At 70.8% G+C, this 20,194-nt stretch carries 19 protein-coding genes and 2 pseudogenes; 9 read left to right on the forward strand and 12 right to left on the reverse strand.

Translation table 11 applies throughout. From position 1 onward, the window contains the following. Positions 1–43: 43 nt before the first annotated feature. On the reverse strand, positions 44–1,354 hold the full coding sequence (locus tag ACQB60_RS07515; RefSeq protein ID WP_496925031.1) for a HAMP domain-containing sensor histidine kinase: 1,311 nt from the start codon (positions 1,352–1,354) through the stop codon (positions 44–46). Positions 1,355–1,515: 161 nt separating this feature from the next. Between ACQB60_RS07515 and ACQB60_RS07520 the strand changes: the two genes are divergently transcribed. Genes ACQB60_RS07520 through ACQB60_RS07540 form a run of 5 tightly spaced genes read left to right on the forward strand, consistent with a single transcriptional unit; the run spans position 1,516 to position 7,027 of the window. Beyond that, positions 1,516–2,190 carry a hypothetical protein gene (locus ACQB60_RS07520; RefSeq protein WP_496925032.1) on the forward strand — a complete coding sequence of 225 codons (675 nt, stop codon included), beginning with the start codon at positions 1,516–1,518 and terminating at the stop codon, positions 2,188–2,190. Positions 2,191–2,195: 5 nt separating this feature from the next. Continuing rightward, positions 2,196–2,939, forward strand: a complete 744-nt coding sequence (locus ACQB60_RS07525; protein ID WP_496925033.1) for an ABC transporter ATP-binding protein — start codon at positions 2,196–2,198, stop codon at positions 2,937–2,939. Next, positions 2,926–3,615 carry an ABC transporter ATP-binding protein gene (locus ACQB60_RS07530; RefSeq protein WP_496925034.1) on the forward strand — a complete coding sequence of 230 codons (690 nt, stop codon included), beginning with the start codon at positions 2,926–2,928 and terminating at the stop codon, positions 3,613–3,615. Before ACQB60_RS07525 ends, ACQB60_RS07530 begins: the two co-directional genes overlap by 14 nt. Then, positions 3,612–6,260 (forward strand): FtsX-like permease family protein, encoded by a 2,649-nt coding sequence (locus tag ACQB60_RS07535; protein WP_496925035.1) that lies wholly within the window; start codon positions 3,612–3,614, stop codon positions 6,258–6,260. Before ACQB60_RS07530 ends, ACQB60_RS07535 begins: the two co-directional genes overlap by 4 nt. A gap of 47 nt (positions 6,261–6,307) precedes the next feature. Further along, positions 6,308–7,027 carry a response regulator transcription factor gene (locus tag ACQB60_RS07540; protein ID WP_496925036.1) on the forward strand — a complete coding sequence of 240 codons (720 nt, stop codon included), beginning with the start codon at positions 6,308–6,310 and terminating at the stop codon, positions 7,025–7,027. A gap of 10 nt (positions 7,028–7,037) precedes the next feature. Here the strand turns inward: ACQB60_RS07540 and ACQB60_RS07545 are convergent, their stop codons facing one another. The 4 genes from ACQB60_RS07545 to ACQB60_RS07560 all read right to left on the reverse strand — a co-directional run bounded on the left by ACQB60_RS07545 (position 7,038) and on the right by ACQB60_RS07560 (position 9,290). Then, positions 7,038–7,214 (reverse strand): hypothetical protein, encoded by a 177-nt coding sequence (locus ACQB60_RS07545; protein WP_496925037.1) that lies wholly within the window; start codon positions 7,212–7,214, stop codon positions 7,038–7,040. A gap of 81 nt (positions 7,215–7,295) precedes the next feature. Then, positions 7,296–7,847: a lysylphosphatidylglycerol synthase domain-containing protein gene (locus ACQB60_RS07550; RefSeq protein WP_496925038.1), complete on the reverse strand. Its 552-nt coding sequence runs from the start codon at positions 7,845–7,847 to the stop codon at positions 7,296–7,298. Between the two features lie 145 nt (positions 7,848–7,992). Continuing rightward, positions 7,993–8,922 carry a M48 family metalloprotease gene (locus ACQB60_RS07555; protein ID WP_496925039.1) on the reverse strand — a complete coding sequence of 310 codons (930 nt, stop codon included), beginning with the start codon at positions 8,920–8,922 and terminating at the stop codon, positions 7,993–7,995. Beyond that, complete coding sequence (locus ACQB60_RS07560; RefSeq protein ID WP_496925040.1) at positions 8,919–9,290, reverse strand: BlaI/MecI/CopY family transcriptional regulator; 372 nt, start codon at positions 9,288–9,290, stop codon at positions 8,919–8,921. The genes ACQB60_RS07555 and ACQB60_RS07560 overlap by 4 nt, the downstream gene beginning before the upstream one ends. Positions 9,291–9,414: 124 nt before the next feature. Here ACQB60_RS07560 and ACQB60_RS07565 point away from each other — a divergent pair, with 124 nt between their 5' ends. From ACQB60_RS07565 to ACQB60_RS07580, 4 genes and pseudogenes are all read left to right on the forward strand, one after another. Then, entirely contained in the window at positions 9,415–10,104 is a 690-nt protein-coding gene (locus ACQB60_RS07565; RefSeq protein WP_496925041.1) for a DedA family protein, read from the forward strand. Continuing rightward, a complete protein-coding gene (locus tag ACQB60_RS07570) occupies positions 10,101–10,706 on the forward strand; it encodes a phosphatase PAP2 family protein (RefSeq protein ID WP_496925042.1) in 606 nt (201 codons plus the stop codon). Before ACQB60_RS07565 ends, ACQB60_RS07570 begins: the two co-directional genes overlap by 4 nt. Then, the gene (locus tag ACQB60_RS07575) at positions 10,703–11,494 is read left to right on the forward strand and encodes a phosphatase PAP2 family protein (protein WP_496925043.1); all 792 of its coding nucleotides are present in this window, start codon (positions 10,703–10,705) and stop codon (positions 11,492–11,494) included. The genes ACQB60_RS07570 and ACQB60_RS07575 overlap by 4 nt, the downstream gene beginning before the upstream one ends. After that, positions 11,448–11,795 (forward strand): annotated as a pseudogene (locus ACQB60_RS07580) (response regulator transcription factor); the annotation flags it as partial. The gene ACQB60_RS07575 and the pseudogene ACQB60_RS07580, both read left to right, overlap by 47 nt. A 26-nt stretch (positions 11,796–11,821) precedes the next feature. Here ACQB60_RS07580 and ACQB60_RS07585 read toward each other — a convergent pair. The 7 genes and pseudogenes from ACQB60_RS07585 to ACQB60_RS07615 form a co-directional block, all read right to left on the reverse strand. Continuing rightward, positions 11,822–12,472, reverse strand: a complete 651-nt coding sequence (locus ACQB60_RS07585; RefSeq protein ID WP_496925044.1) for a transposase — start codon at positions 12,470–12,472, stop codon at positions 11,822–11,824. Positions 12,473–12,951: 479 nt separating this feature from the next. Continuing rightward, complete coding sequence (locus ACQB60_RS07590) at positions 12,952–13,275, reverse strand: carboxymuconolactone decarboxylase family protein (protein WP_496925045.1); 324 nt, start codon at positions 13,273–13,275, stop codon at positions 12,952–12,954. Positions 13,276–13,611: 336 nt separating this feature from the next. Further along, positions 13,612–13,789 (reverse strand): annotated as a pseudogene (locus ACQB60_RS07595) (IS5/IS1182 family transposase); the annotation flags it as partial. Between the two features lie 289 nt (positions 13,790–14,078). After that, positions 14,079–15,083, reverse strand: a complete 1,005-nt coding sequence (locus ACQB60_RS07600; RefSeq protein ID WP_496925046.1) for a hypothetical protein — start codon at positions 15,081–15,083, stop codon at positions 14,079–14,081. Positions 15,084–15,183: 100 nt separating this feature from the next. Then, positions 15,184–16,038 carry a thiopeptide-type bacteriocin biosynthesis protein gene (locus tag ACQB60_RS07605; RefSeq protein ID WP_496925047.1) on the reverse strand — a complete coding sequence of 285 codons (855 nt, stop codon included), beginning with the start codon at positions 16,036–16,038 and terminating at the stop codon, positions 15,184–15,186. Continuing rightward, entirely contained in the window at positions 16,035–17,279 is a 1,245-nt protein-coding gene (locus tag ACQB60_RS07610) for a lanthionine synthetase C family protein (protein WP_496925048.1), read from the reverse strand. Before ACQB60_RS07610 ends, ACQB60_RS07605 begins: the two co-directional genes overlap by 4 nt. Next, positions 17,276–20,179 carry a lantibiotic dehydratase gene (locus tag ACQB60_RS07615; RefSeq protein WP_496925049.1) on the reverse strand — a complete coding sequence of 968 codons (2,904 nt, stop codon included), beginning with the start codon at positions 20,177–20,179 and terminating at the stop codon, positions 17,276–17,278. Before ACQB60_RS07615 ends, ACQB60_RS07610 begins: the two co-directional genes overlap by 4 nt. Positions 20,180–20,194: the final 15 nt, after the last annotated feature.

Below are 20,194 nucleotides of genomic sequence, written 5' to 3' on the forward strand. Positions count from 1 at the left end.
GGCCTGCTCGCCGTAGCGCACGCAGGTGTCCGTCGCTGGGTCGTCAGCCGCCGTCCTGCGGTTCGCCGCCGCGCACGGGCACCAGCAAGGTGAACGTGGTCGGACGGCGGCCGGAGAGGATGAGCCTGCCGTCGAGGGAGACGGCCAAGTCGCGGGCGAGGGCCAGGCCGATGCCCGCTCCCTGGCCGCCGTCGCTGTGCCCTCGGTCGAAGAGGTATGACGGGTCTCCCTCGATCCCGCCTTCGTCCGTCACGTCGAAGGCGAGCGCGTCCTCAAGGTCGCGCACCGTCAGGCGCACGGTGCCCCGGCCGTGCACGCCTGCGTTGTCCAGCAGGACGCCGAGGATCTCGGCGAGAGGAGCGCCCGGGACCCGGACGTCGTCGTCGACGCCCTCGGTCACGCACTCAAGTCGTCTGCCGTCGCGAGCGAGCAGGCCGTGCCAGCGCCTTTCGATGTCGCGTACGAGACGGGGCACCGCCACGTCCGGGGCGACGGCATGTGGGAGGCCGCGGGAGCGGGACAGGCGCAGCACCTCCTCCACCGTGCCGTGCAGGCGGCGCGTGGTGCCCAGGGCCTCCTCGACAACAGGGCGCAGCCGAGCCTCGTCCTTGGCGAGGCCCGCTTCCAGGGTGAGCTGGAGACCGGCCAGCGGGGTGCGCAGTTGGTGGGAGGCGTTGGCGGTGAAGTCCCGTTCGTGACGCAGGAGTTCGGCGAGGCTGTGCAGCATCTCGTTGTGGGTGCGGGCCACTTGGTCGATCTCGCCGATGCTGCTGGGGGCGGCCCGCGCGCTCAAGTCGCCGTCCGCGACGGCCCGGCAGTGGCGGGAGAGGCCCTCCAGCGGGGCGGCGAGGGCTCGCGCCAGGCGGCGGGCGAGCAGGACGGCCGCGCCCAGGGCAAAGGCACAGGCTCCCGCGAGCGCGGCCCATGCGGCCAGGACCCGGTCGCGTACGGCGTCGGCGGGCGAGGAGGCGCGGACGACGCCGATGACCTGTTCAGCGTGCGGGACCGGCACCGTGACCGTCAGGTCGCCGCCCGAGTCGGCGCGCACCACCGTCCCGCCGAGGGCGCGGCGCGCGGGGGCGTCGCCGGTCGCCGGACCGTCGCCCGCCCGTAGCCGCAAGTGGGTGTCGTACAGGCCGAGGTGTCCACCGCCCGGCGGCGCGGGCAGTTCGGCCGGGTCTCCGCTCAGGTAGTCGGGGTTGACCCGCACGGCACCTGCCAGGGCGGCGCGCTCCAGGGCGTCGCGCTGGTCGGCGTAGAGCGAGGTCCGGATGACCAAGGCCAGCGGGACGGCGAGGAGGACCACGGCGACCAGGGCGGCGGTGAGGGCGACACGCACCACACTCTGTCTCATGCCCTCATCCTGCGGGCCGTGCGGGGGTTCCGGGGCCGGTGCGCCACGCGCTTTTGCCGTCGGCTAACCGTCGGCGTGCCGGGCCTTAACCGGTCGCTCTCTAGCGTCGGTGGCATGACCGAAGCGACATCCGCTCGCACGCTCGCCGGAGGGCAGTGACCATGGCACTCGCACGCACGTCGGCCGTCGGTCTGGCGCTGGTCGCGGCGGTGGCCGCCGGGGCCGCCGGATGTTCCGGGTCGTCCGGGACGCACTCGGGCTCGTCCCCGTCCGCCCGCCCCTCGTCATCCTCTCCGGTCAACTCCCCCTCGGGAGGCGTAAGTTCGCAGGCCAACCCGGCGCCCACCGAGTCGAATCCGCCGGGCGACATACCCGACAACCAGGTGTTCGTGGCGTACCGGCCCGGCAGCGCCTTCACCGGCTTCTCGGGCTTTTCGGTCAAGGTGCCCGAGGGCTGGGCGCGTACCGAGAAGGGCGCGACGACGGTGTTCACGGACAAGCTGAACACGGTGCGGATCACGTCGGCCGCCGCCAAGGCCCTGCCCTCGGTCGCCTCCGTCACGCACACGGTCGTGCCCCAACTCCAGGGCCAGGTGGCGAAGTTCGCGAGCCCGAAGGTGGCCGAGGTGAGCCGTCATGCCGGTCGCGTCGTCCAGCTCACCTACCAGGGTGACTCCGCGAAGGACCCGGTCACCGGCAAGGTGGTGCGGGACGCGTTCGAGCGGTACGCCTTCTTCCGGCAGGGGCACGAGGTCGATGTGACGCTGTCCGGTCCGCTCAACGCCGACAACGTCGATCCGTGGCGGATCGTCAGCGACTCCTTCGCCTGGCGGTGAGTGCCATGCCCGCCCGACAGTCGTACCAAGACGAGGTGGCCGCCGAAGACGCGCTGTCCGCCCGCGAGCTGTACCGCTTCTACCGGGCGGGCGAGGAGGAGACCCTGGCGCTGCGAGGGGTGTCGCTGCGCGTGCGGCGCGGTGAGACCGTCGCCGTCGTCGGCCCGTCGGGGGCGGGCAAGTCCACCCTGCTGGCGTGCCTGGCCGGGCTCGACGAGCCGTCGGGCGGCGAGGTCAAGGTGGCCGGGTTCCGCATCAGTCACCGGTCGGGCCCCGAGCGGGACCGGCTGCGCGCCCTTCACATCGGCGTCCTGCTGCAGGGCCGCAACCTGCTGCCGCACCTCACCGTGCGCGACAACATCCGCCTGGCCCAGCGGGCCGTACGCGGGCGCCCCACAGCAAGTGCGGAGGCGCTGCTCGACCAGGTGGGTCTCGCCGACCGGATCCGGGCCCTGCCGCGCCACCTGTCCGGCGGTGAACTGGCCCGGGCCGGGCTCGCCGTCGCCCTCGCCAACTCTCCCGCCGTGCTCCTGGCCGACGAGCCGACCGGTGAACTCGACGGAGCTGCCGAGCAATTGGTGCTGCAGATGATCCGCGAGCGGGCTACGAGCGGCTGTGGCGTACTGATCGTCACGCACAGCCCGGCGGTGGTCCGCGGCGCCGACCGGGTCATCGCCCTGGACGACGGCCGGGTCGGCGAGGCGTCCGCCCGGGGCGGGACGCGGGAGGCTGACGATGTCCGCCCGTGACGCCCTCGTCGTCTGCTCGGACACGGCGCTGACCTTCGGCCGCGGCCCCACGGCCGTGGTGGCCGTGCACGGCGCCGACCTGAGCATCATGCCCGGCGACCAGCTGGCCGTCGTGGGCCCCTCGGGGTCGGGAAAGTCGTCGCTGCTGCATCTGCTGGCCGGGCTCGAACACCCCACCAGCGGCACCGTCACCTGGCCCGGCCTCGCCGGGAGGGCCGACATCGGCATGGTGTTCCAGGCCGACAGCCTCATCCCCGCCCTCGACGTCACGGAGAACACCGCGCTGCCCCTCGCCCTCGCCGGGCGCCCACCGGCGCAGACCCGACGGACGGTCTCCGATGCCCTCGCCCTGGTCGGCGCGGCCGACCTGGCCGACCGGCTGCCCGAGGAGATATCCGGCGGCCAGGCCCAACGCGTCGCCGTGGCCCGCGTCCTGGCCCAACAGCCGAGCCTGATCCTCGCCGATGAGCCCACCGGCCGCCTCGACCACGCCACCGGCGCCCGCGTCCTGGACGCGCTCCTTACGGTCGCGGACCACACCGGCGCGGCCCTCGTCGTCACCACCCACGATCCGGCCGTCGCCGCCCGGCTGCCCGTGCGCCGCGTGATGCGCGACGGTCGGCTGCTCGCCCCGCAGGACCCGACCGACACAGCGGACACGGAGGACTGCTCATGATCACCTCGTGGGTGGGTAGCCTGCTCCGCCACCGCCCCGGACGCCTGCTGGCCGCCGTCGCCGGCATCGCGCTGGCCGTAGCTCTGATCGCCTCCCTCGGCTCCTTCCTGACCGCCTCGAAGGCGACCATGACCCAGCGTGCCGTCCGCGCGGTCGCCGTGGACTGGCAGGTCGAGGTGCAGCCCGGTGCCCACTCCGCCACCGTGCTCCATCAGGTCCGCACGGAGCCCGGCACGCGCGCCGCCCTCCCGGTCGGCTACGCCCGCACCATGGGCTTCACCGCCCGGGTCCAAGGCAGCACCCAGACCACCGGACCCGGCATGGCCCTCGGCCTCCCGCCCGGTTACCAGAGGCTGTTCCCGGACGCGATCCGCCTCCTGTCCGGCTCGCCCACCGGCGTCCTGCTCGCCCAGCAGACCGCCTCCAACCTGCACGCCGCCCCCGGCGACAGGGTCGGCATCCAGCTGGCTGGCATCGGAGCGCGGCAGGTCCGGGTGGACGGTGTGGTCGACCTGCCGCAGGCCGACTCGCTGTTCCAAAAGGTCGGCGCCCCCGCCCAGTCCCAGCCGACCGCGCCCCCCGACAACGTCATCCTGCTGCCCGCCGACCGGTTCGCTTCCCTGACCCGGGGCGCGCGTGACCTGAGCACCCAGATCCACGCCGCCCGCGACTCCCGTCTGCCCGCCGACCCGGCCGCCGCCTTCACCACGGTCACCGGCGCCGCCCATCACCTGGAGGCCCAGGCAGCGGGCACGGCGCTGGTCGGCGACAACCTCGGTGCCGCCCTCGACTCCGCACGCCAGGACGCCCTCTACGCCCAGATCCTGTTCCTCTTCCTCGGCGTTCCCGGCGTGGTCCTGGCCGCCGCGCTGACCGTCGCGGTGGCATCGGCCGGAGGCGCCAGGCGCCGTCAGGAGCAGAGCCTGCTGCGGCTGCGCGGACTGCGGCTCCGCCAGATCACCGTGCTCGCCTCTGTGGAGGCCGCCCTGGTGGGTATCGCGGGCGGGCTCGTCGGCCTGGGCGTCGCGGTGCTGACCGGGCATCTCGCCTTCGGCGCCGCGTCCTTCGGTGCGGGCGCGGGCAGCTGGGTGCTGTGGTTCGGGCTCGCCTTCGTCCTCGGCATCGTCGTGGCCGCCGGCGCGGTCCTCGTTCCGGCCGTACGCGATCTGCGCTCGGTCACGGTCGCCGACACCCGCAAGGAAAGCGGCGGGCGGCCTGCGCGCTCGCCCTGGTGGCTGCGCTACGGCCTGGACTTCCTCCTGCTCGCCGGCTCCTGGCTGGTCTTCCGCGCCTCCTCGGGCAACCAGTACGCCCTCGTTCTCGCCCCCGAAGGCGTGCCCGCCCTGTCCGTCTCGTACTGGGCCTTCCTCGGCCCGGCGCTGCTGTGGATCGGCGCCGCGCTGCTGGTCTGGCGCCTGACGCTGCTCGCCCTCACCTACGGCCGCCCGGTGATCGCCCGTCTGGCCCGCCCGCTGACCGCCACCCTCGCCGACACCACGGCAGCCGTCCTGGCCCGGCGCCGCCGCACACTGGCCCGCTCGGTGGTGCTGCTGGCCCTCGCGGTGTCCTTCGCGATCTCCACGGCCGTCTTCAACGCCACCTACCACCAGCAGGCCGAGGCCGACGCCCGGCTGACCAACGGCGCCGACGTCACGGTCACCGAGCCGCCCGCCGCCCGCGTCCCGCCCGGCGCGGCCGACGCCCTGAAGGTCTCCGGCGTACGCCACGTCGAGCCGCTCCAGCACCGCTTCGCCTACGTCGGCCCCGACCTCCAGGACCTCTACGGCGTCCGCCCCGCCACCATCGCCCACGCCACCTCCCTCCAGGACGCCTACTTCTCCGGCGGCACCGCCCACCAGCTCATGCGGCGCCTCGCCCAGCGCCCGGACAACCTCCTGGTCAGCGTGGAGACCGTGCACGACTTCCAGCTGTCGGTCGGTGACACCGTCAACCTGCGCATCCAGGACGCCCGTACCAAGTCCCTGCGCACCGTGCCCTTCCACTACGCGGGCATCGCCAAGGAGTTCCCCACCGCACCCAAGGACAGCTTCTTCGTCGCCAACGCCTCCTACGTCGCCCAGGCAACCGGCAGCGACGCCATCGGCGCGTTCCTTCTCGACACCGGCGGCACCCACCAGAAGCAGGTCGCCGCACACCTGCGCCGGCAACTGGGCACCCGCGCCACCGTCACCGACCTCACCCAGACCCGCGGGACCGTCGGCACCAGCCTCACCTCCGTCGACCTGGCCGGCCTGACCCGGATCGAACTCGCCTTCGCAGTGCTGCTGGCCGCCGGAGCGGGCGGACTCGTGCTCGCCCTCGGGCTCGCCGAACGCCGCCGTACCTTCGCCATCGCCACCGTGCTCGGCGCCCGCCGCGGCCAGCTGCGCGGCATGGTCCTCACCGAGGCGCTGCTGCTGATCACCGGTGGGCTCGCGGGTGGTGCGCTGATCGGCTGGGCCCTGTCGCAGATGCTGGTCAAGGTCCTCACCGGTGTCTTCGACCCGCCGCCCGCCTCGCTCTCGGTCCCGGCCGCCTACCTGGCCCTCACCGCGAGCGCCGCCGTCGCCGCCGTGCTGGCCGCCGCCCTCAACGGGATCCGTCGCGCGCAACAACCGGCCGTCGAGGAGTTGCGCGACCTGTGACCGCGCCGTACCCGCGCATCAGGCCGTCCGCTCCTACGCTGTCGGCCATGCCCACGCCCGCCATCCCGGACTCCAGCCGCCCCCGCGTCCTGATCGTCGAGGACGACGACACCATCGGCCGCCACCTGGTGACCGGCCTGCGCGGCAACGACTACCGACCCACCTGGAGCCGGACCGGCTCCGCCGCCTTGGCCGAGGCCGCGCAGTCCGCCTACGACGTCCTCCTCCTCGACCTGGGCCTGCCCGACATGGACGGCCTCGACGTCGCCCGCGCCCTGCGCGCCCGCCGGCCCGACCTGCTGATCGTCGTCCTCACCGCCCGCACCGACGACATCGACGTGATCGCCGGTCTGGATGCGGGAGCCGACGACTACCTCGTCAAACCATTCAGCCTGTCCGTGCTGCTCGCCCGGCTCCGCGCCCACCTACGCCGCCGCACCGTCCCGGCACCGCCACCGGAACCGGTGCGCCTGGCCGATCTCGTCCTCGACGTCTCCGCCCGCCGCTGCATCCTCGGCGGCGACGAAGTCGCCCTGCGCCCCAAGGAGTTCGACCTGCTGGCCGTCCTCGCCCAGCACGCGGGGGACGCCGTCTCCCGGGAGACGTTGATGGCTGAGGTGTGGGACGAGAACTGGTTCGGCTCCACCAAGACCCTGGACGTCACCATGGCCGGTCTGCGCCGCCGTCTCGCCCAGGCCGCCGGCGCCCGCACCCAGCTGCCCAGCATCACCACGCTGCGCGGACACGGCTACCGCCTGGAGCCCTGAGCCCCCATGATCACAGCACACGGCGCCGCGCCATCCACGCCCAGACCACCAGGCCCGGCAACAGCGGCAGCCAGGCCGTCAGGAACCGGTAGCCGAAGACCGCCGACAGGGCCACGGTGCCGGAGGCCCCGGCCGCGGTGCGCGTCAGCACGAGCGAGCCCAGGCCGCCCAGCGTGGGCAGCAGCACGGCGACCCCCGCTGGCCAGTAGGTAGGCAAGCATGACGTGCCCGGCTGGCACGGAGACGTCAAGGGCACGCACCACGGCGATCAGCACGGCGGCATGCAGGAGGGCGAAGCCGAGCGAGCCTCCCCACAGGGCGCAGACCCGGGACGGCTTGCCGTGCACGGCCCGTACGTCGGCAAGCACCTGTCGGCCCGTCTCCCGCACCCGGCGGCGCACGGGCCCGCACAGGACCAAGGCCAGGGCGGCGAGGACAGCGCAGCCGACAGCCCCCTGCGCGAGAGTGGGACGGGGGACACGCGGGGCGAGGCCAGCAGGAGCAGGATCGCCAGCGCGAAGCGGACCGGGCCGCCGACGGCGGCCTTGACCGCGAGTGCGGTGGCCGAGCGGGTGGTGGAGAGCCCGCAGCGGGTGAGGAAGCGCAGGTTGACCAGGCCCGCGCCGTCCCCTTCGGGCAGTACATGGTTGGCCGCGCACGCCGCGAACTGTGCGGCCACCAGACGCCAGGCGGGCAGGCGTTCGGCCACCGCGCCCTGCTGAGTGATCGCCGCGCACAGCCAGGTCGCCAGCGTCGCCGCCGCAGCCGCAAGCAGCCAGTCCCGGTCGGCACCGGCAAGGTGGTCGGCACCGACATCCATCGTGCGGCGGTGGACAGTCAGGCCCCAGGCGACCGCGGCCAGCACAGCAATGGTGACGGCGAGTTGCCAAGGCGGGCCGAGCCCACGGGAAGCGGCCCGTCGGCCGCATGCGCCGTCATCTAGCCGCTTGTCGGAGCCGCGCCGGTCATGACGTGTTCTCGCCCTGGGCGACCTCGACCGCGTGGTGGAGGGCGACGGCACCGGCCGCTCCGGCGGTGACGGACACGGCGGTGCAGGCCACGAGGAGGAGCGCGGCGCAGCGCGTGGCACGGGAGTGCCTCGTGGGCGGCGTGAGCAGGGCGGCGACCCGCTGCGGAATGGGGCCGGCCGTCGCCGCGGGAGCGAAGTCCGGGCGGGTCGAGGGGGCGGTGTGCCCGGCGAGGGCGGCCCGGGCGATGGCCGTGGCGATCAGCCGCCGGTCGCCGACGGCGGTGGCGGCGGCCTCGTCGGCATCCCGCTCAGCGGCGAGCCGGATGGTCCCGCGCACAGCGCGCAGCGCGGGATGACAGTGGGCCGCGAATTCCGCGATGGCCAAGAAGTAGTGGTGCCCGGCCCGGTTGTGCGCCCGTTCGTGGGCGAACAGGGCCTCGCGCTCGGCGGCGTCCAGGCTGCGCAGCATGCCGGTGGTGACGACGATGCGATGCGGGCGTCCGGGCAGGGCGTAGGCGTCCGCATGCGACGAGTCGACCACGCACAGATCGCCCGCGGCGGGGTGGATCTCGGCCTGTGTACGGGCGACCCGTAGGGCGCGGACCTGCCGGACGGCCGAGCGGACAAGCATCAGCGCGCCGAGGGTGAGCACGCCGGTCGCCGTGGTCGCCACGGGAAGGACGACATAGCCCGACCAGGTACGCAGGGGGTGAACGAGGTTGCCCACGGCGGCGAACGCGGGGACCTTGAGCAGCCCCGTCAGGACCAGAGCGCCCAGGGACACAACACAGGACACCGCCAGTGCCAGGGCGGAGACCGTGATCACCCGCAGCGCGACGACAGGGGCGAAGCGGTCCAGGGTCCGGCGGGCCAGCGGCGGCGCGAGGAAGGCCAGCACCAGGGGAATGAGCAGCACAGCAGTCATCCCTCGTCGCCCTCCAGGAGCCTGCGAAGGACTTCCTCGTCGCCAGGGGCGAGCTGCGAGACGAAGCGGGCCAGGACCGTCTCCCGGTCGGTGTCCCGGTCGAGTTCGCTGTGCATGCGCCGCGCCGTCAGTCCCGGAGCGTCCTGTACAGGCGCGTAGGCATAGCCGCGCCCCTGACGCTCCCGGCGGACGAGCCCCTTCTCGTACAGGCGGCTCACGATGGTCGCCACCGTCGTACGGGCAAGGCCGAAGTCGAGTTCGCTCTGCAGTCGACCGGGCGTGAGCGGAGTTCCGGCCGCCCACAATGCCGCCATGACGGCGGTCTCCAACTCGCCCGCAGGCCGCCGCTCGTCCCTCGCCTCGGTCATGGGAACGCTCCTCACCGCCCAAGCGTCTACAGTGATGTAGACCGTCTACAGGATTGTAGTCACTGGCCGGGTGCTACCGCACCGGACACATCCGGCGCGACGCACCATGAAGGAGCCCTCGGCAATGACCCCAGCCGTGCACCTATCGTCGCAGCTCGCCGTCAATGTGCTGGACGCGCGCTCCCTGCTGTCCACGTTCGGCGCGGTGGGTGTGGGTGTGGTGCTGTTCGCCGAGACGGGGCTGCTGATCGGCTTCTTCCTGCCGGGCGACTCACTGCTGTTCACGGCGGGGCTGCTGTGCACCGGCAGCGCAGACCGCGGCCTGAAGCTGTCCCTCGCCCCGCTCCTGGTGGCCGCGGCGGTGGGGGCACTGGCGGGCTCGCAGTGCGGCTATCTGCTGGGCCGCAGAGCGGGCGGCGCCCTGCTCGCGCGCAGCCGCTCAGCCCGGCTGCATGAGGGGGCCAAGCGGGCCGAGGAACTGCTCGCGCGCTACGGGCATGCGAAGGCACTCGTGCTCGCCCGCTTCGTCCCGGTGGTACGCACGGTCCTGAACCCGATGGCGGGCGCCTTGCGGGTCCCGGTGCGGACGTTCAGCCTCTGGCAGGTCATCGGCGGACTGGTGTGGAGCATCGGCCTCACCCTGGCCGGCTATGCCCTGGGCTCCTCCGTATCCAACGTGGACCGGTACCTGCTCCCACTGGTCGCGGCGATCGTGGCCCTGTCGCTCATCCCGCTTGTCTCCGAAGTGCTCCGCTCGCGCCGGAAGGCACGCGCAGCCCGGCAGCACGCGGCGGAGAAGGAAGCCCTGCGATGATCATCGCCTTCAACGGCTCGTCCCTCGACGGCTCGTCCGCCACCGCCGTCGTACGTATGGCCCGGCATGCTCCGTCGTGGCTGAACGACACCGTCACGGCGTGGTCGACGTACGGGCTTGCCCTGTTCGCCGTCCTCATGGTCATCGCCTGGTGGCGGGCCCGGCGGGTGAGCGCGGGCGCGGCGGCGACGGCGCTTGCCGTGCCACTGGTGGTGATGGCGGCCTTCGCTGTGGACGCGGCGCTGAAGCTGGTGGTGCGCGAGGACCGACCCTGCCAGAGCCTGCACGTCACCACACTGGAGGCGTGCCCGGCGCCCGGTGACTGGTCCTTCCCCAGCAACCACGCGGCCATCGCCACCGCTGCGGCCGTCGCCCTGCTGTTCGTGTCCCGCAGACTCGGCGCCGTCGCGACCGTGGCCGCGGGCGTCATGGCGGTTTCCCGCATCTGGGTCGGCGCGCACTATCCCCACGACGTGCTGGCCGGTGTCGTGGTCGGCACCCTCACCGTGCTGCTCGTCCTGCCGACCACACGCAGGCGTGCACAGCTCCTGGCGCCCCGACTCGCGGCCACCCGCCTGCGTCCGCTGCTGGCGACGTCATGAAGCGCCGCGACGTCTCCAACCTCGCCGGCAGCTGCGGCCTGGGCGCGTGGATGGCGTTCAGCCTGCTGACCATGGTCATGATGGGCCAGGACGGCACACCGCTGTTCGCGGACCACGACCTTCTGGACTGGTCCGTGAACCACCGCAGCAACGTGGTCTTGGCACTCGCCCGCGGGCTGACCGCCACCGGAACCGCCGTCGTCCCGTACGCGCTCGCCGCGCTGGCCGGGATCATAGCCGGGCACACGCTGCGACAGCGCGCGCTCGCCGTCACGCTCTGTCTGGCCTGTCTCGGAGCGGGCCAGGCGCTGCGCTACGGGCTGATGAAGTTCGTCGAGCGGCCCCGCCCGCCCCAGGCCGACTGGCGCACCCACGCCTCGGGATGGGCCTTCCCCTCCGGGCACACCACCACGGCAGCCCTCACCGCAGGACTGCTGATCATCGCCATCCTCGTACGCGGCCCGCGGGGCAAGACCCTGCTGTGCGCGGCCATCGGCTGCTGGGGGGTGCTGGTCGGACTGACCCGTGTCTACCTGGGCGTGCACTGGGTCACCGACGTCCTCGGCGGCTGGCTGCTCGCCCTCGGCTGGCTGGGCGTGTCTCTGGCGGCCACGGCCCACTGGCTGCCCGAACGTTGGACACCCCGTAGGACGGCGGCGGACACGATGCCCAGCGAAGCCGCTCGCCCCGCCGGTACGGAACCAGGCCGAACGACCCCGGCATGGAAACAGGAAGAGGACCATGCGCCCGACGATCCTGGTCGCGGAAGACGATCACGGCCTGCGTGACGTGCTGATGCGCGGGCTGCGCGACGAGGACTTCGACGCCGTCGCCGCACCGGACGGCACCACCGCCCTGCGCCTCACCACCACCGGCATCGCCGCCGCCGTCCTCGACATCGGGCTGCCCGACGCCGACGGGCGGGATGTGTGCCAGGGGATGCGCGCGAACAGATACCTTGCCCCGGGCACCTTCCTGACCGCTCGTCACCAACTCGCCGACCGGCTCGCCGGATTCGCGGCCGGAGGCGACGACTACCTACCAAAGCCCTTCCGCCTCACCGAACCCACCGCACGCGTTCTCACAGCCCGCTATGAGCGGGGGCGCACCTGTGGCTACTTGACCAGGTGGAAGACCTCCCGGGCCGCGTAGCGTTTGAGGCACCGGACGATTTCGCGACGGGTCTTGCCCTCCTTGATCCGGCGCTCGTAGTAGTCCTGGGTGCGCGGGTCGACCCTCAGCCGGGTGAATACGATCCGGTGGAGCGCGGCGTTGGCTTGACGGTCGCCGCCGCGGTTGAGGCGGCGGAACTGTCGGCGCCCCGAGGAACGCTCGACAGGGCTGACCCCGCACAAAGCGGCGAAGGACGCCTCGCTGTCCAGGCGTTCAGGGTTGTCCCCCACTGTGATCAGTAAGGCGACGGCCGTGTCGGGCCCGATGCCCACCACGTCGAGCAGCTGCGGGGCATGGCATTTCACGAGGCGGGCCAGACGATCGTCCACATTGCGGATCTGCTCGGAAAGCTGGCCGATCCCGTGGGCCAGCAAACCCAGCGTGATCCGAGTAGCCTGCAGCACGCACTCCTCACCGGCCTCCTCGTGACTGCTCACTTCGGCGAAGCCTGCGCAGGTACGGAAGAGTTCGACATTACTCAGTCCGGTCAGTTCTTCCCGCAGGGTCGGGTCGGCAGTGATCAGGACAGCCTTGAGCTGGTTGATGGCCTGCGTGCGGGCTTTGACGGCCGACACCTTCGTCAGCTTGTACATCCGAGCGATCTACACCGGCCCGTCACCCGCCTTGGCCCGAGCGCGCACCCGCCCACTCAGCACCGCCCGCGCCGCGTTCTGGGCATCGAGCGGATCCGACTTGCCACGCCGGCGCCGATCCGTGCGGTCGACCCGGTTCACGTCGAACACCTCCACGCCCTGGGACAGCAGGAAGCGAGAGAGCCGCCCCGAAGGAGCCCAGGCGGTCCGCTCTGCATCGGGCCTCGTGATCATGATACTGGGAGGGACGCATTGGCATGGAGGCGGCTCGCTGTTCGGTGTCGCGCAGGTTCGAGGAACACTGCATGGTCATGTCCCGGGGTGCCGTGCGCCAGAGCCCAACGTCCCGTACAGAGAGCACGGATCTTCTCCCTCAGGGGCGAACCGTGTGCCTGCCTGGAGCGCGGGCGGGCCCTGGCCGAGTGATGGGGCAAGAACGCGAAAGCTCCCGGCACGCAGGGGCCTTCGCGTGTGAGCGGTCAGTTCGGAAGCTGAACGTCGCAGGCGTTGAGTACCGAGCAGATCGCGAAGTAGTTGATGGTCAGGAATACGGCCGAAGCCAAGCCGTCCTGACCGAGAACACCCACGGCCGTGTTGTACAGCGGCTCAGTGGTCACGCCGCCCCGCACAAGAGCCGACGCCACATCAGCGGCAACCTTGGCGTCCAGGTCGAGCCCCTCAGGCCGCTCACCGGCACACAGCGTCGCCATCTGCTCCTCGCTGAGCCCGGCCTTGGCGGCGAGGCCGGCATGGGCGTACATCTCATAGGCCGCGTTGTACCGTCCATCAACGGTCAGAATCACCGTCTGAGCTGCCGGACCAGACAGGCCGGGACGGTCGTGGAGAGCGTCAGCGAGCTTGTGAAAGCCGCCGCGAACTGCGGATAGCGCACCAGGACGCCCCACGGCCCCAGATAGGCAACGTCATCGTCCTTGGCCTTGAAGCCAGTGAGCCCGTTGTCGCGATCATCCGGCCAAAGGCTTCGTAAGCCGTCTCTTGGCCGTCAGTGAGCTGGCTCGGAGTGATGAGCGGAAGCCTCATAAGGTGATGCCCTCCTTGCGAGCGGGTCTTGTTACCGGTGAGCGCCTTTAAGGTGTGGTCTAGACCACACCATCGGGCCTGGATCACGACTGTGCGGTCCCGCTAACAGCCCCTTTGAGAGCCCGGACGCTGACGGAGTCGATCGCGCACCGTGACCAGTCCGGTTCCGGCCCGGGAACCGAGTTCGTCCACGATCAGACGGTGGAGCTTGGCCCACACCCTGGCCTCGGTCCGCTCGGTGAATCGGCAGAAGGCGGTCACGCCAGACAGCCCGAAGCGACTCCACCGGACAACCCCGGCCCACCACCGTGTACACCGTCATGTCCGCGTCCTCATGCGACTTCGTCGCCGGCTCCACCGCCACCACCACCCGTCGCAGATCCGGCAGATGCTCACGACGCGGCCTGAACAACGTCCTCAAGCTGCTCCCCAGACAGCTCCTGCCGTCCCAGGCGGGTGCCGGCGTACTCCTCCTCCAACTCCGCGCGGGCCGCCGACGACAAGTTTGCATCGTTTCTCCCGCATGTGCTCCATGTGAACACCCCCTGCGGGCGCTGCCCGAGTATCACGCGGGCCTGGACACCATCGGCAGGTCAAGAACCTCTCGAATCATCCTGATGCTCAGTCGCACTGCTTCGACGAGTTGAGATCCCTGTTCAGCGGGGAGCATTCCGGTCTCAAGCCCGCAGGCGCTAACAAGTCGACGGCACTCCTCCACCTCCTCATCGGTGGCCAACTCTCGGGCGAGAGGGTGCAACAGGACGCACCGAGCGGCGTAGCCGTCGGCAGACTGCCTCGCGCGGTGGTGCAGCTTGGCGACGACCTGTCGCGCTGCCGAGTTGGTAGGTGAGTCGATCGTGTCGAGTACGACAAGACCGAGCCTGGTGTGGAACACGGTCGGGCCCTCCAGGGCCGAGAGGTCCAGATAGGTGGTCACGAGGTTCTGGAGGGGGCGCCACCACGGCCGCCCAGCAGCGCGGAGGCACTGGATGGTCAGGCAGTCAGTGACGGCGGCTTCCCATGCTTGTCCGGGGCTCGTGTGGACCAGGAGGTGGATGGCGTGGGCGGTGTCCGCCCTCATGACGGCAGCCAGAACAGCAACTTGGCGGCCGTCGAGCATCCGTTTCCCGAGCCCGTGATGTCGTTGGACGTGGGACAGAGCATCACTCCAGCGTCCGGCGCGTGTCAGGGCGCTGGTTCCGTCGGCGAGTAGGACCGTCCAGAGCCATGTGCCTACCTCTCGGCGGTCCTCCGAAGTGGCCACGAGGCCGGAGGGGATAGTGATGGCCTCGATCGTTGCGGGCTTGCCGGTGGTGATGGCCTGGAAGAGGTCTTCCAGCTGGCGGTGCACCACGTCGGTTCGGCTGGCGCGGAGTTGGATCCTTATGAGGTTGACTACGGGTTCCAAAGCACGGATTGCGTCTCCGGCGGACAAGGGGACGGCGTTGAGGTAGGCGGTTGCGTGCTCTCGGCACGCGGCACGGGCCATGCCTGTGTCGCCGACGTCGGAGGCGATCAGTGCGGCGTGGTTGGAGACCGTGGAAGCAACCTTCAGGTCGCTCTGCTTCACCGCGGTGTGGGCCAGGTCGAGCAGCTCGTGGACGCGTTGGGGCAGGGGAAGGCAGGCGGGCCGTGGGCGGGCAACGAGTGGGAAGCGCCGAGCCGTGGCGTCAGGGAGTTTCCACATGGCTCTCGGTGCTCCTCTCCAGGGTGGGGTCGGGGCCGAAGATCACGGTCTTGGCTGCGGCGGTGAGGGTGGCCTGCGTGGCGTAGGGCAAGCCGATCCGGTTCCAGGAAAAGAGCGTGTGGTGGGCCAATACGTCGCGCAGGCCCCTGTGGAGCCGCCCGGTCTCGTTGAGGTAGGCCAGTTCGTTGCCCGCTTCGACGTAAGCGCGTGCCCATTCAGCAGCGTGGGCCATGGGCCCACCCGGTTGCATCGCGTACTGCGGGTCCACGGAGATCAAGCGACGTACGGCAGTGTGAAGTTGATCGTTGCACTCCCCCGCGGCGCCCGGGGGCGCAGCACGGTGGGCGGCGACGCGGGCCCAGACATCGCCTTGCTCGAACCAATCCAGCCTGGCGGAGCGCATCATCAGACTGCAGAGCATGAGGGCGGTCTCGCGCCGGTATCTGCCTGCGTCGCTCCGGAGAGCACTGATGAGTTCACGGGTGTCGCGGTGGAAGAAGCGGTGGGCGGCGGCCATGGCTTCGTCGCCGCCGAAGGCATCGACCTCGGGTTCGTAGATGATCTCTGTCCACGCTTTGATGTAGCCGTCGGCGACGAGTTCGTCGAGGCCGTTGCCGAGGCGATCCAGCCCTGCGGACGTGGTCGTGTAGCGGACGCGCCAGCAGGGGCGCTTGCGGATGATGAACCAAGTGCTGACGAGCCCTTCATCCTCTGCAGTCCTTAAGAGTGGGGCGAGTTGGGTCAGGGCGGTGGTCTCGGCATGTCCCCAGTTGGGGAAGGTGACGTTAGCCTGGCACCAAGTGGGTGGATTCATGAAGTGGGCCTCCGGAGTGTTCACGCCAGGGCAAGGAAGGTGTCCCAGTACGGGGCGGGCGTGTGACCCGTGCCGAGGGTGTGCAGGGCGAGGGCCGCACCGGCCATTCCGTCGAGGAGTTCGGGGTCGTGGTCACCCTGCTCAAGCGCAGCAATCAGGCGCTCGGAGAGGTGGGAAAGCTCCGCCGTGATCTCAGGGTTGCCGGTCTCGGTGGCCATGCGCCATGCGGCGTGCATCAGCCCGGCCATGCCGTGACACAGTCCGATCCCCGGTAGTTGGCCGAGTTGAGTGAGATCGCGCAGGGCGTCGAGGATCGCGTTCTCAGCTACGCGTACGCGGTGTGGGTCGCCGAGCGCGAGCCCGGCTAGTTGCTGGGCGCGGGCACTGCCGCTGACTCCGTAGCACCACGAGGGGCGAGGGCGCAGAGCGGCAGGGACGTGCCCGTCAGATGCTTGTTGCACGGTGATCTGGCCAGGCCACCAGGGGCGGTTGTCGTCACCTTGGCGCCAGCGGTCGGTCCATACGCAGATCCGCTCGACGGCGTCGATCATGCCGGGCACTTGCACACCGTGGAGCAGCGCCTGTGACAGGACGGACAGGGCAGTGCCGATGCCGTGGGCGAGTCCGAAGTTGCCGTGTCCACCGGGGTAGTTGAGCTCAAGCGCACCGCTGGGCCCGGTGTTCATCCACCAGGGAGGCAGTCCGGCCGGGTCGGGAAGAGGTTCGGTGAGTCGCACTAAGTAGGCGAAGGTGTCGAGGGTGATCTTGTGGTGGGGATGGCGGCTGAGGTGGTAGGCACCGAGCCCGGAGAGGCCCTGGATCAGGTCGAACTCTTCCATCGGAGGGCGATCGGCGTGGTGAAGGCGCTGGTGCGCTGCGGTGAGCCGTTTACGCGTGATGGTGAGGGTGGCGGCGTCCAAGCGTTCCAGAAGCGGTTCGTAGCGGTATAACGCGCTGGCTGCACGGTGTGTGATGAACGCGAGGGCGGGAGCGCCGAAGTACAGGTTCGCGTTGGGAGCGGCGCTGATCTCGCCGCGTACGGCTGTGGCCAGCCAGGCGTGCGCGGTGTTCCAGTCGCCTCGGCCGGTGCGGGCCCGTTCGATGTGAAGCAGGGCGATGCCCGAGGCTCCGCCGGCGAGTGACTGGGGCCAGGCGCGTCCACCGTCGGGGGTGCCGTTGGGCCACGCGGTGCTCGGGTCGGCCAGGAGGTCCGCCAGCTCGTCGGCGGTCGACAGCGCGATGGGGGCGAAGGCCGTCGCGGTCACGATGTTCTCCTTGCTCGTGCCGTCCAGCTCAGGGCGGCGGCTCTGGCCAGGTGAAGGTGCGTGCGCTCCTCGGGCAGGCCCGGCCCCTGCATTCGTACGTGGTGCAGGTGCAGCAGGTCAGGCAGCACGGCTTCGGAATTCGTGTTCGCCTGGGTGAGCGCGCGACCGTAGTCGGTCAACGCCCTTCGCCGCTCGGACCAGGCTGTGAGTGTTGATACGTCCAGGCCGGCGGGATGCGCGTGCACCAGGTCGACGGCCTGGCGGTAGACCGTGCGGGACGGGGCGGTCGGGGCCGTGCGGGTGTGTTCAATGAGCCACCGCATTGCCTTGGCCCGGTCGCCGAGCAAGCCGGTGGCGATGTCCACCAGGCTCGCGGCGATCAGCGCCCGGCGATCCAGGGCGCCCTGCGTTTGGAGGACGGCGAGTTGAGTCAGAGCGGCAGCGGAGTCGGCCGCGAAGTACTCCTCGGCCGCATCGATCGCTGCTGGGCCGCCGAACCGCGCGGTCTCCGGGTGGTAGGTCTCCACGGTGGTGTGGGTGATCAACCTGTGTTCACGAAGCCTCTCGGTCCACGCACCGATGCGCTCGAAGAGCGCGCCGAGAGTGCCAGGCACACAGACAAGACGCAGGCGCAGGTGGTCCGGGGGCTCCGGGTAGCGAACGAACCAGCAGCGGAGGGCGCCTGGTTCGCTCATTAGGTTTGGCAAGTACCGCATCAGGATGGCGTCTTGCTGGTCACTGCGTCCGTGAAGCGTGAGGGAGAGGCGATCTCCGTTGCCGGGCAGATGGCCATGCTCGCGTTCAGCAACGTGGGTCCCTGTCCGTACGGGTGCGCGGTTCTGCTCTGCGATCAGAGGGATCACGGCTTCGTGGGCTCGGCCGTTGATCCAACCCAGTGCCTGGGGCGCTGGGGCCGGGTGCAGGATCGCCTGAGCGGAACGGTCGAGGTGGGCGCGGAGCAAGGCCCGGTGGGAGGGTTCGGTCAGGTCCAGAGCAAGGCGCTGGTCGGCCTCGCTCAGGTACACGTGCTGGGGAAGGTGCATGTCGTTGCACCACCGGGTCAGGGCTTCATCCCACGCCGGCCACGGTGCCGATGCGTCGGGCAGGTCGTCGCGGTCGAGGAGCCACCGAGCCGGGGACAGGACGGTGCGGCCGTGGCGCAGCGCGGGCAGGAACGGAAGGTTCGAGGCCGCCGTACCCCACAGGAAGCCGGTGCAGGGTACGACGAGCGCGACCGGTGCCTCGGCCAAGAATCGCGTGAGCGGATGAGAGTGCAGCCCCAGGTCCACGGCGTTGAGCAGCAGTGTGTGCACCGGGCGGCGGCGGGATAACGAGACGAGGTGGAGCTGTTCGACATCGGCGGTGACAGCGAGGTCCGTCACCGGCACCAAGTGGGTGTCCCGGCCCATGTATTCGCCCAGTGAGATCACCAGATCCGTCGTCTGCGGGGCGCGTGCGACGTTCTCCGCATGCACAGATAGAGGCACCGCACTGATCTGGGCCGTAAGTGCGCCGCGGTGCACCCCCGGAAGCCGGGCGTACACATCGGTCATGCGACGTCGGTCGGCATCGGGCAGCAGGTTGAGAAAGCGGCCGGTGGTGGCCCCGGCTGATCGCGCCACACCGACGACATGCAACGTGAACTCGCCCCTCTGGAGGGCGACGACGTCACCGGCTTCGATGCGTACGGTCATCTCGGTGCTGGGTTGGACAGGGTGGCCGCGTTCGGTGGTGGCTAGGTCCTCCAGCCCAGTGTCTTCGAGCACGACCTCAGTGCGGCCTTGGACGGCGGCGGCGTGGGCGAGCTTGATGAGGCGGCCGTCCCGATCGGGCAAAGGGGACAGGGTCGGCGCAGCGGTGGCGCCGAGGTAACCGGGCGGGTATCCCAACGCGTCAATGGCGTCCAGGACGGGGACAATCGCCCGCGGACCGTACCGGTCGAGGAATCGGGCGTGCCATTCGGACCAGCCGGTCAGCGCACCGCGGGGCGCGAGTCGGGTGAGTGCCTTCGCCGCCTTTGCTGCTTCGTCGGCCACCGCGTCCGGGATGGTCAGGTCCCAGTCCAGGCGAAGGTCGATCACGGAACGGCGAGTTTCATCAAGCTCGCCGTTCTCGGCAGCGGACAGGTGAAGTGCGTGGGCGCTAAGGCCGGCGAGCGGGTCTGGCGTCGTCATCGCGGGACGCAGACTGGTGAGCAGGATCCGTTGCTCGACCAGGCCCGCGAGGAGCTCGTCTATCGCTGTGGTTGGGGTGCCAGGGAAGTCAGCGGCGAGCTTCGCCACGAGGTCACTCCACAGGGTCGGCGTCCGCGCGCCGTCCAGGGCCTTGCGTACCGGCCCGGTCCTGCGTACCCGTACGTGCTCGGGGCCGGCATCGTGCTCCACACTGGGCCGGTAGTCGATCACCACTTGGGCGTCGCGTTCGACGGCAAGGGTGGAGGTGCGCAGCATCAAATGCGGTTGCAGCGCGGGGTGTTGCTCGAAGCGAGCAATGAGGTTCTTGCTGTGCGCGGCGTCTGCTCTGGCAGCCGTGTGGTGCGCGGAGCCTAGACCTAACGCGGGAGCGGCACCGATGCGCGCAGCCGCGACGCCGGCAAACAGCCCGAACGGCGTGGCGCGCGTGCGGGCACGCAGCAGGTAGCGCAGGACGGCGAGCACCGTGCGCCGCACGATGGCGTCTGGAAGCGGCTTGTCGGCGCAGACTTGTTCGACGCGGCTTGCGAGGTCCGGACTGGCAGCCGTGACAGCGGCGGCGAACTCGCCGCCCTGCCAAGTCTGTTGGAGCCAACATCGCCACGACGCCGGTTTCGCGGTCGTACTGACGAGGTCCGGCCAGACGACCTCCTGGTCGGGGTGTCCGGCAGCGGCCCGGATCAGCGCTGCATCGGCGTAGCGGTACATGTGCCCTCCTCTGGC

It is taken from the genome of Streptomyces odontotermitis (genome assembly GCF_050510915.1).
GTDB lineage: Bacteria > Actinomycetota > Actinomycetes > Streptomycetales > Streptomycetaceae > Streptomyces.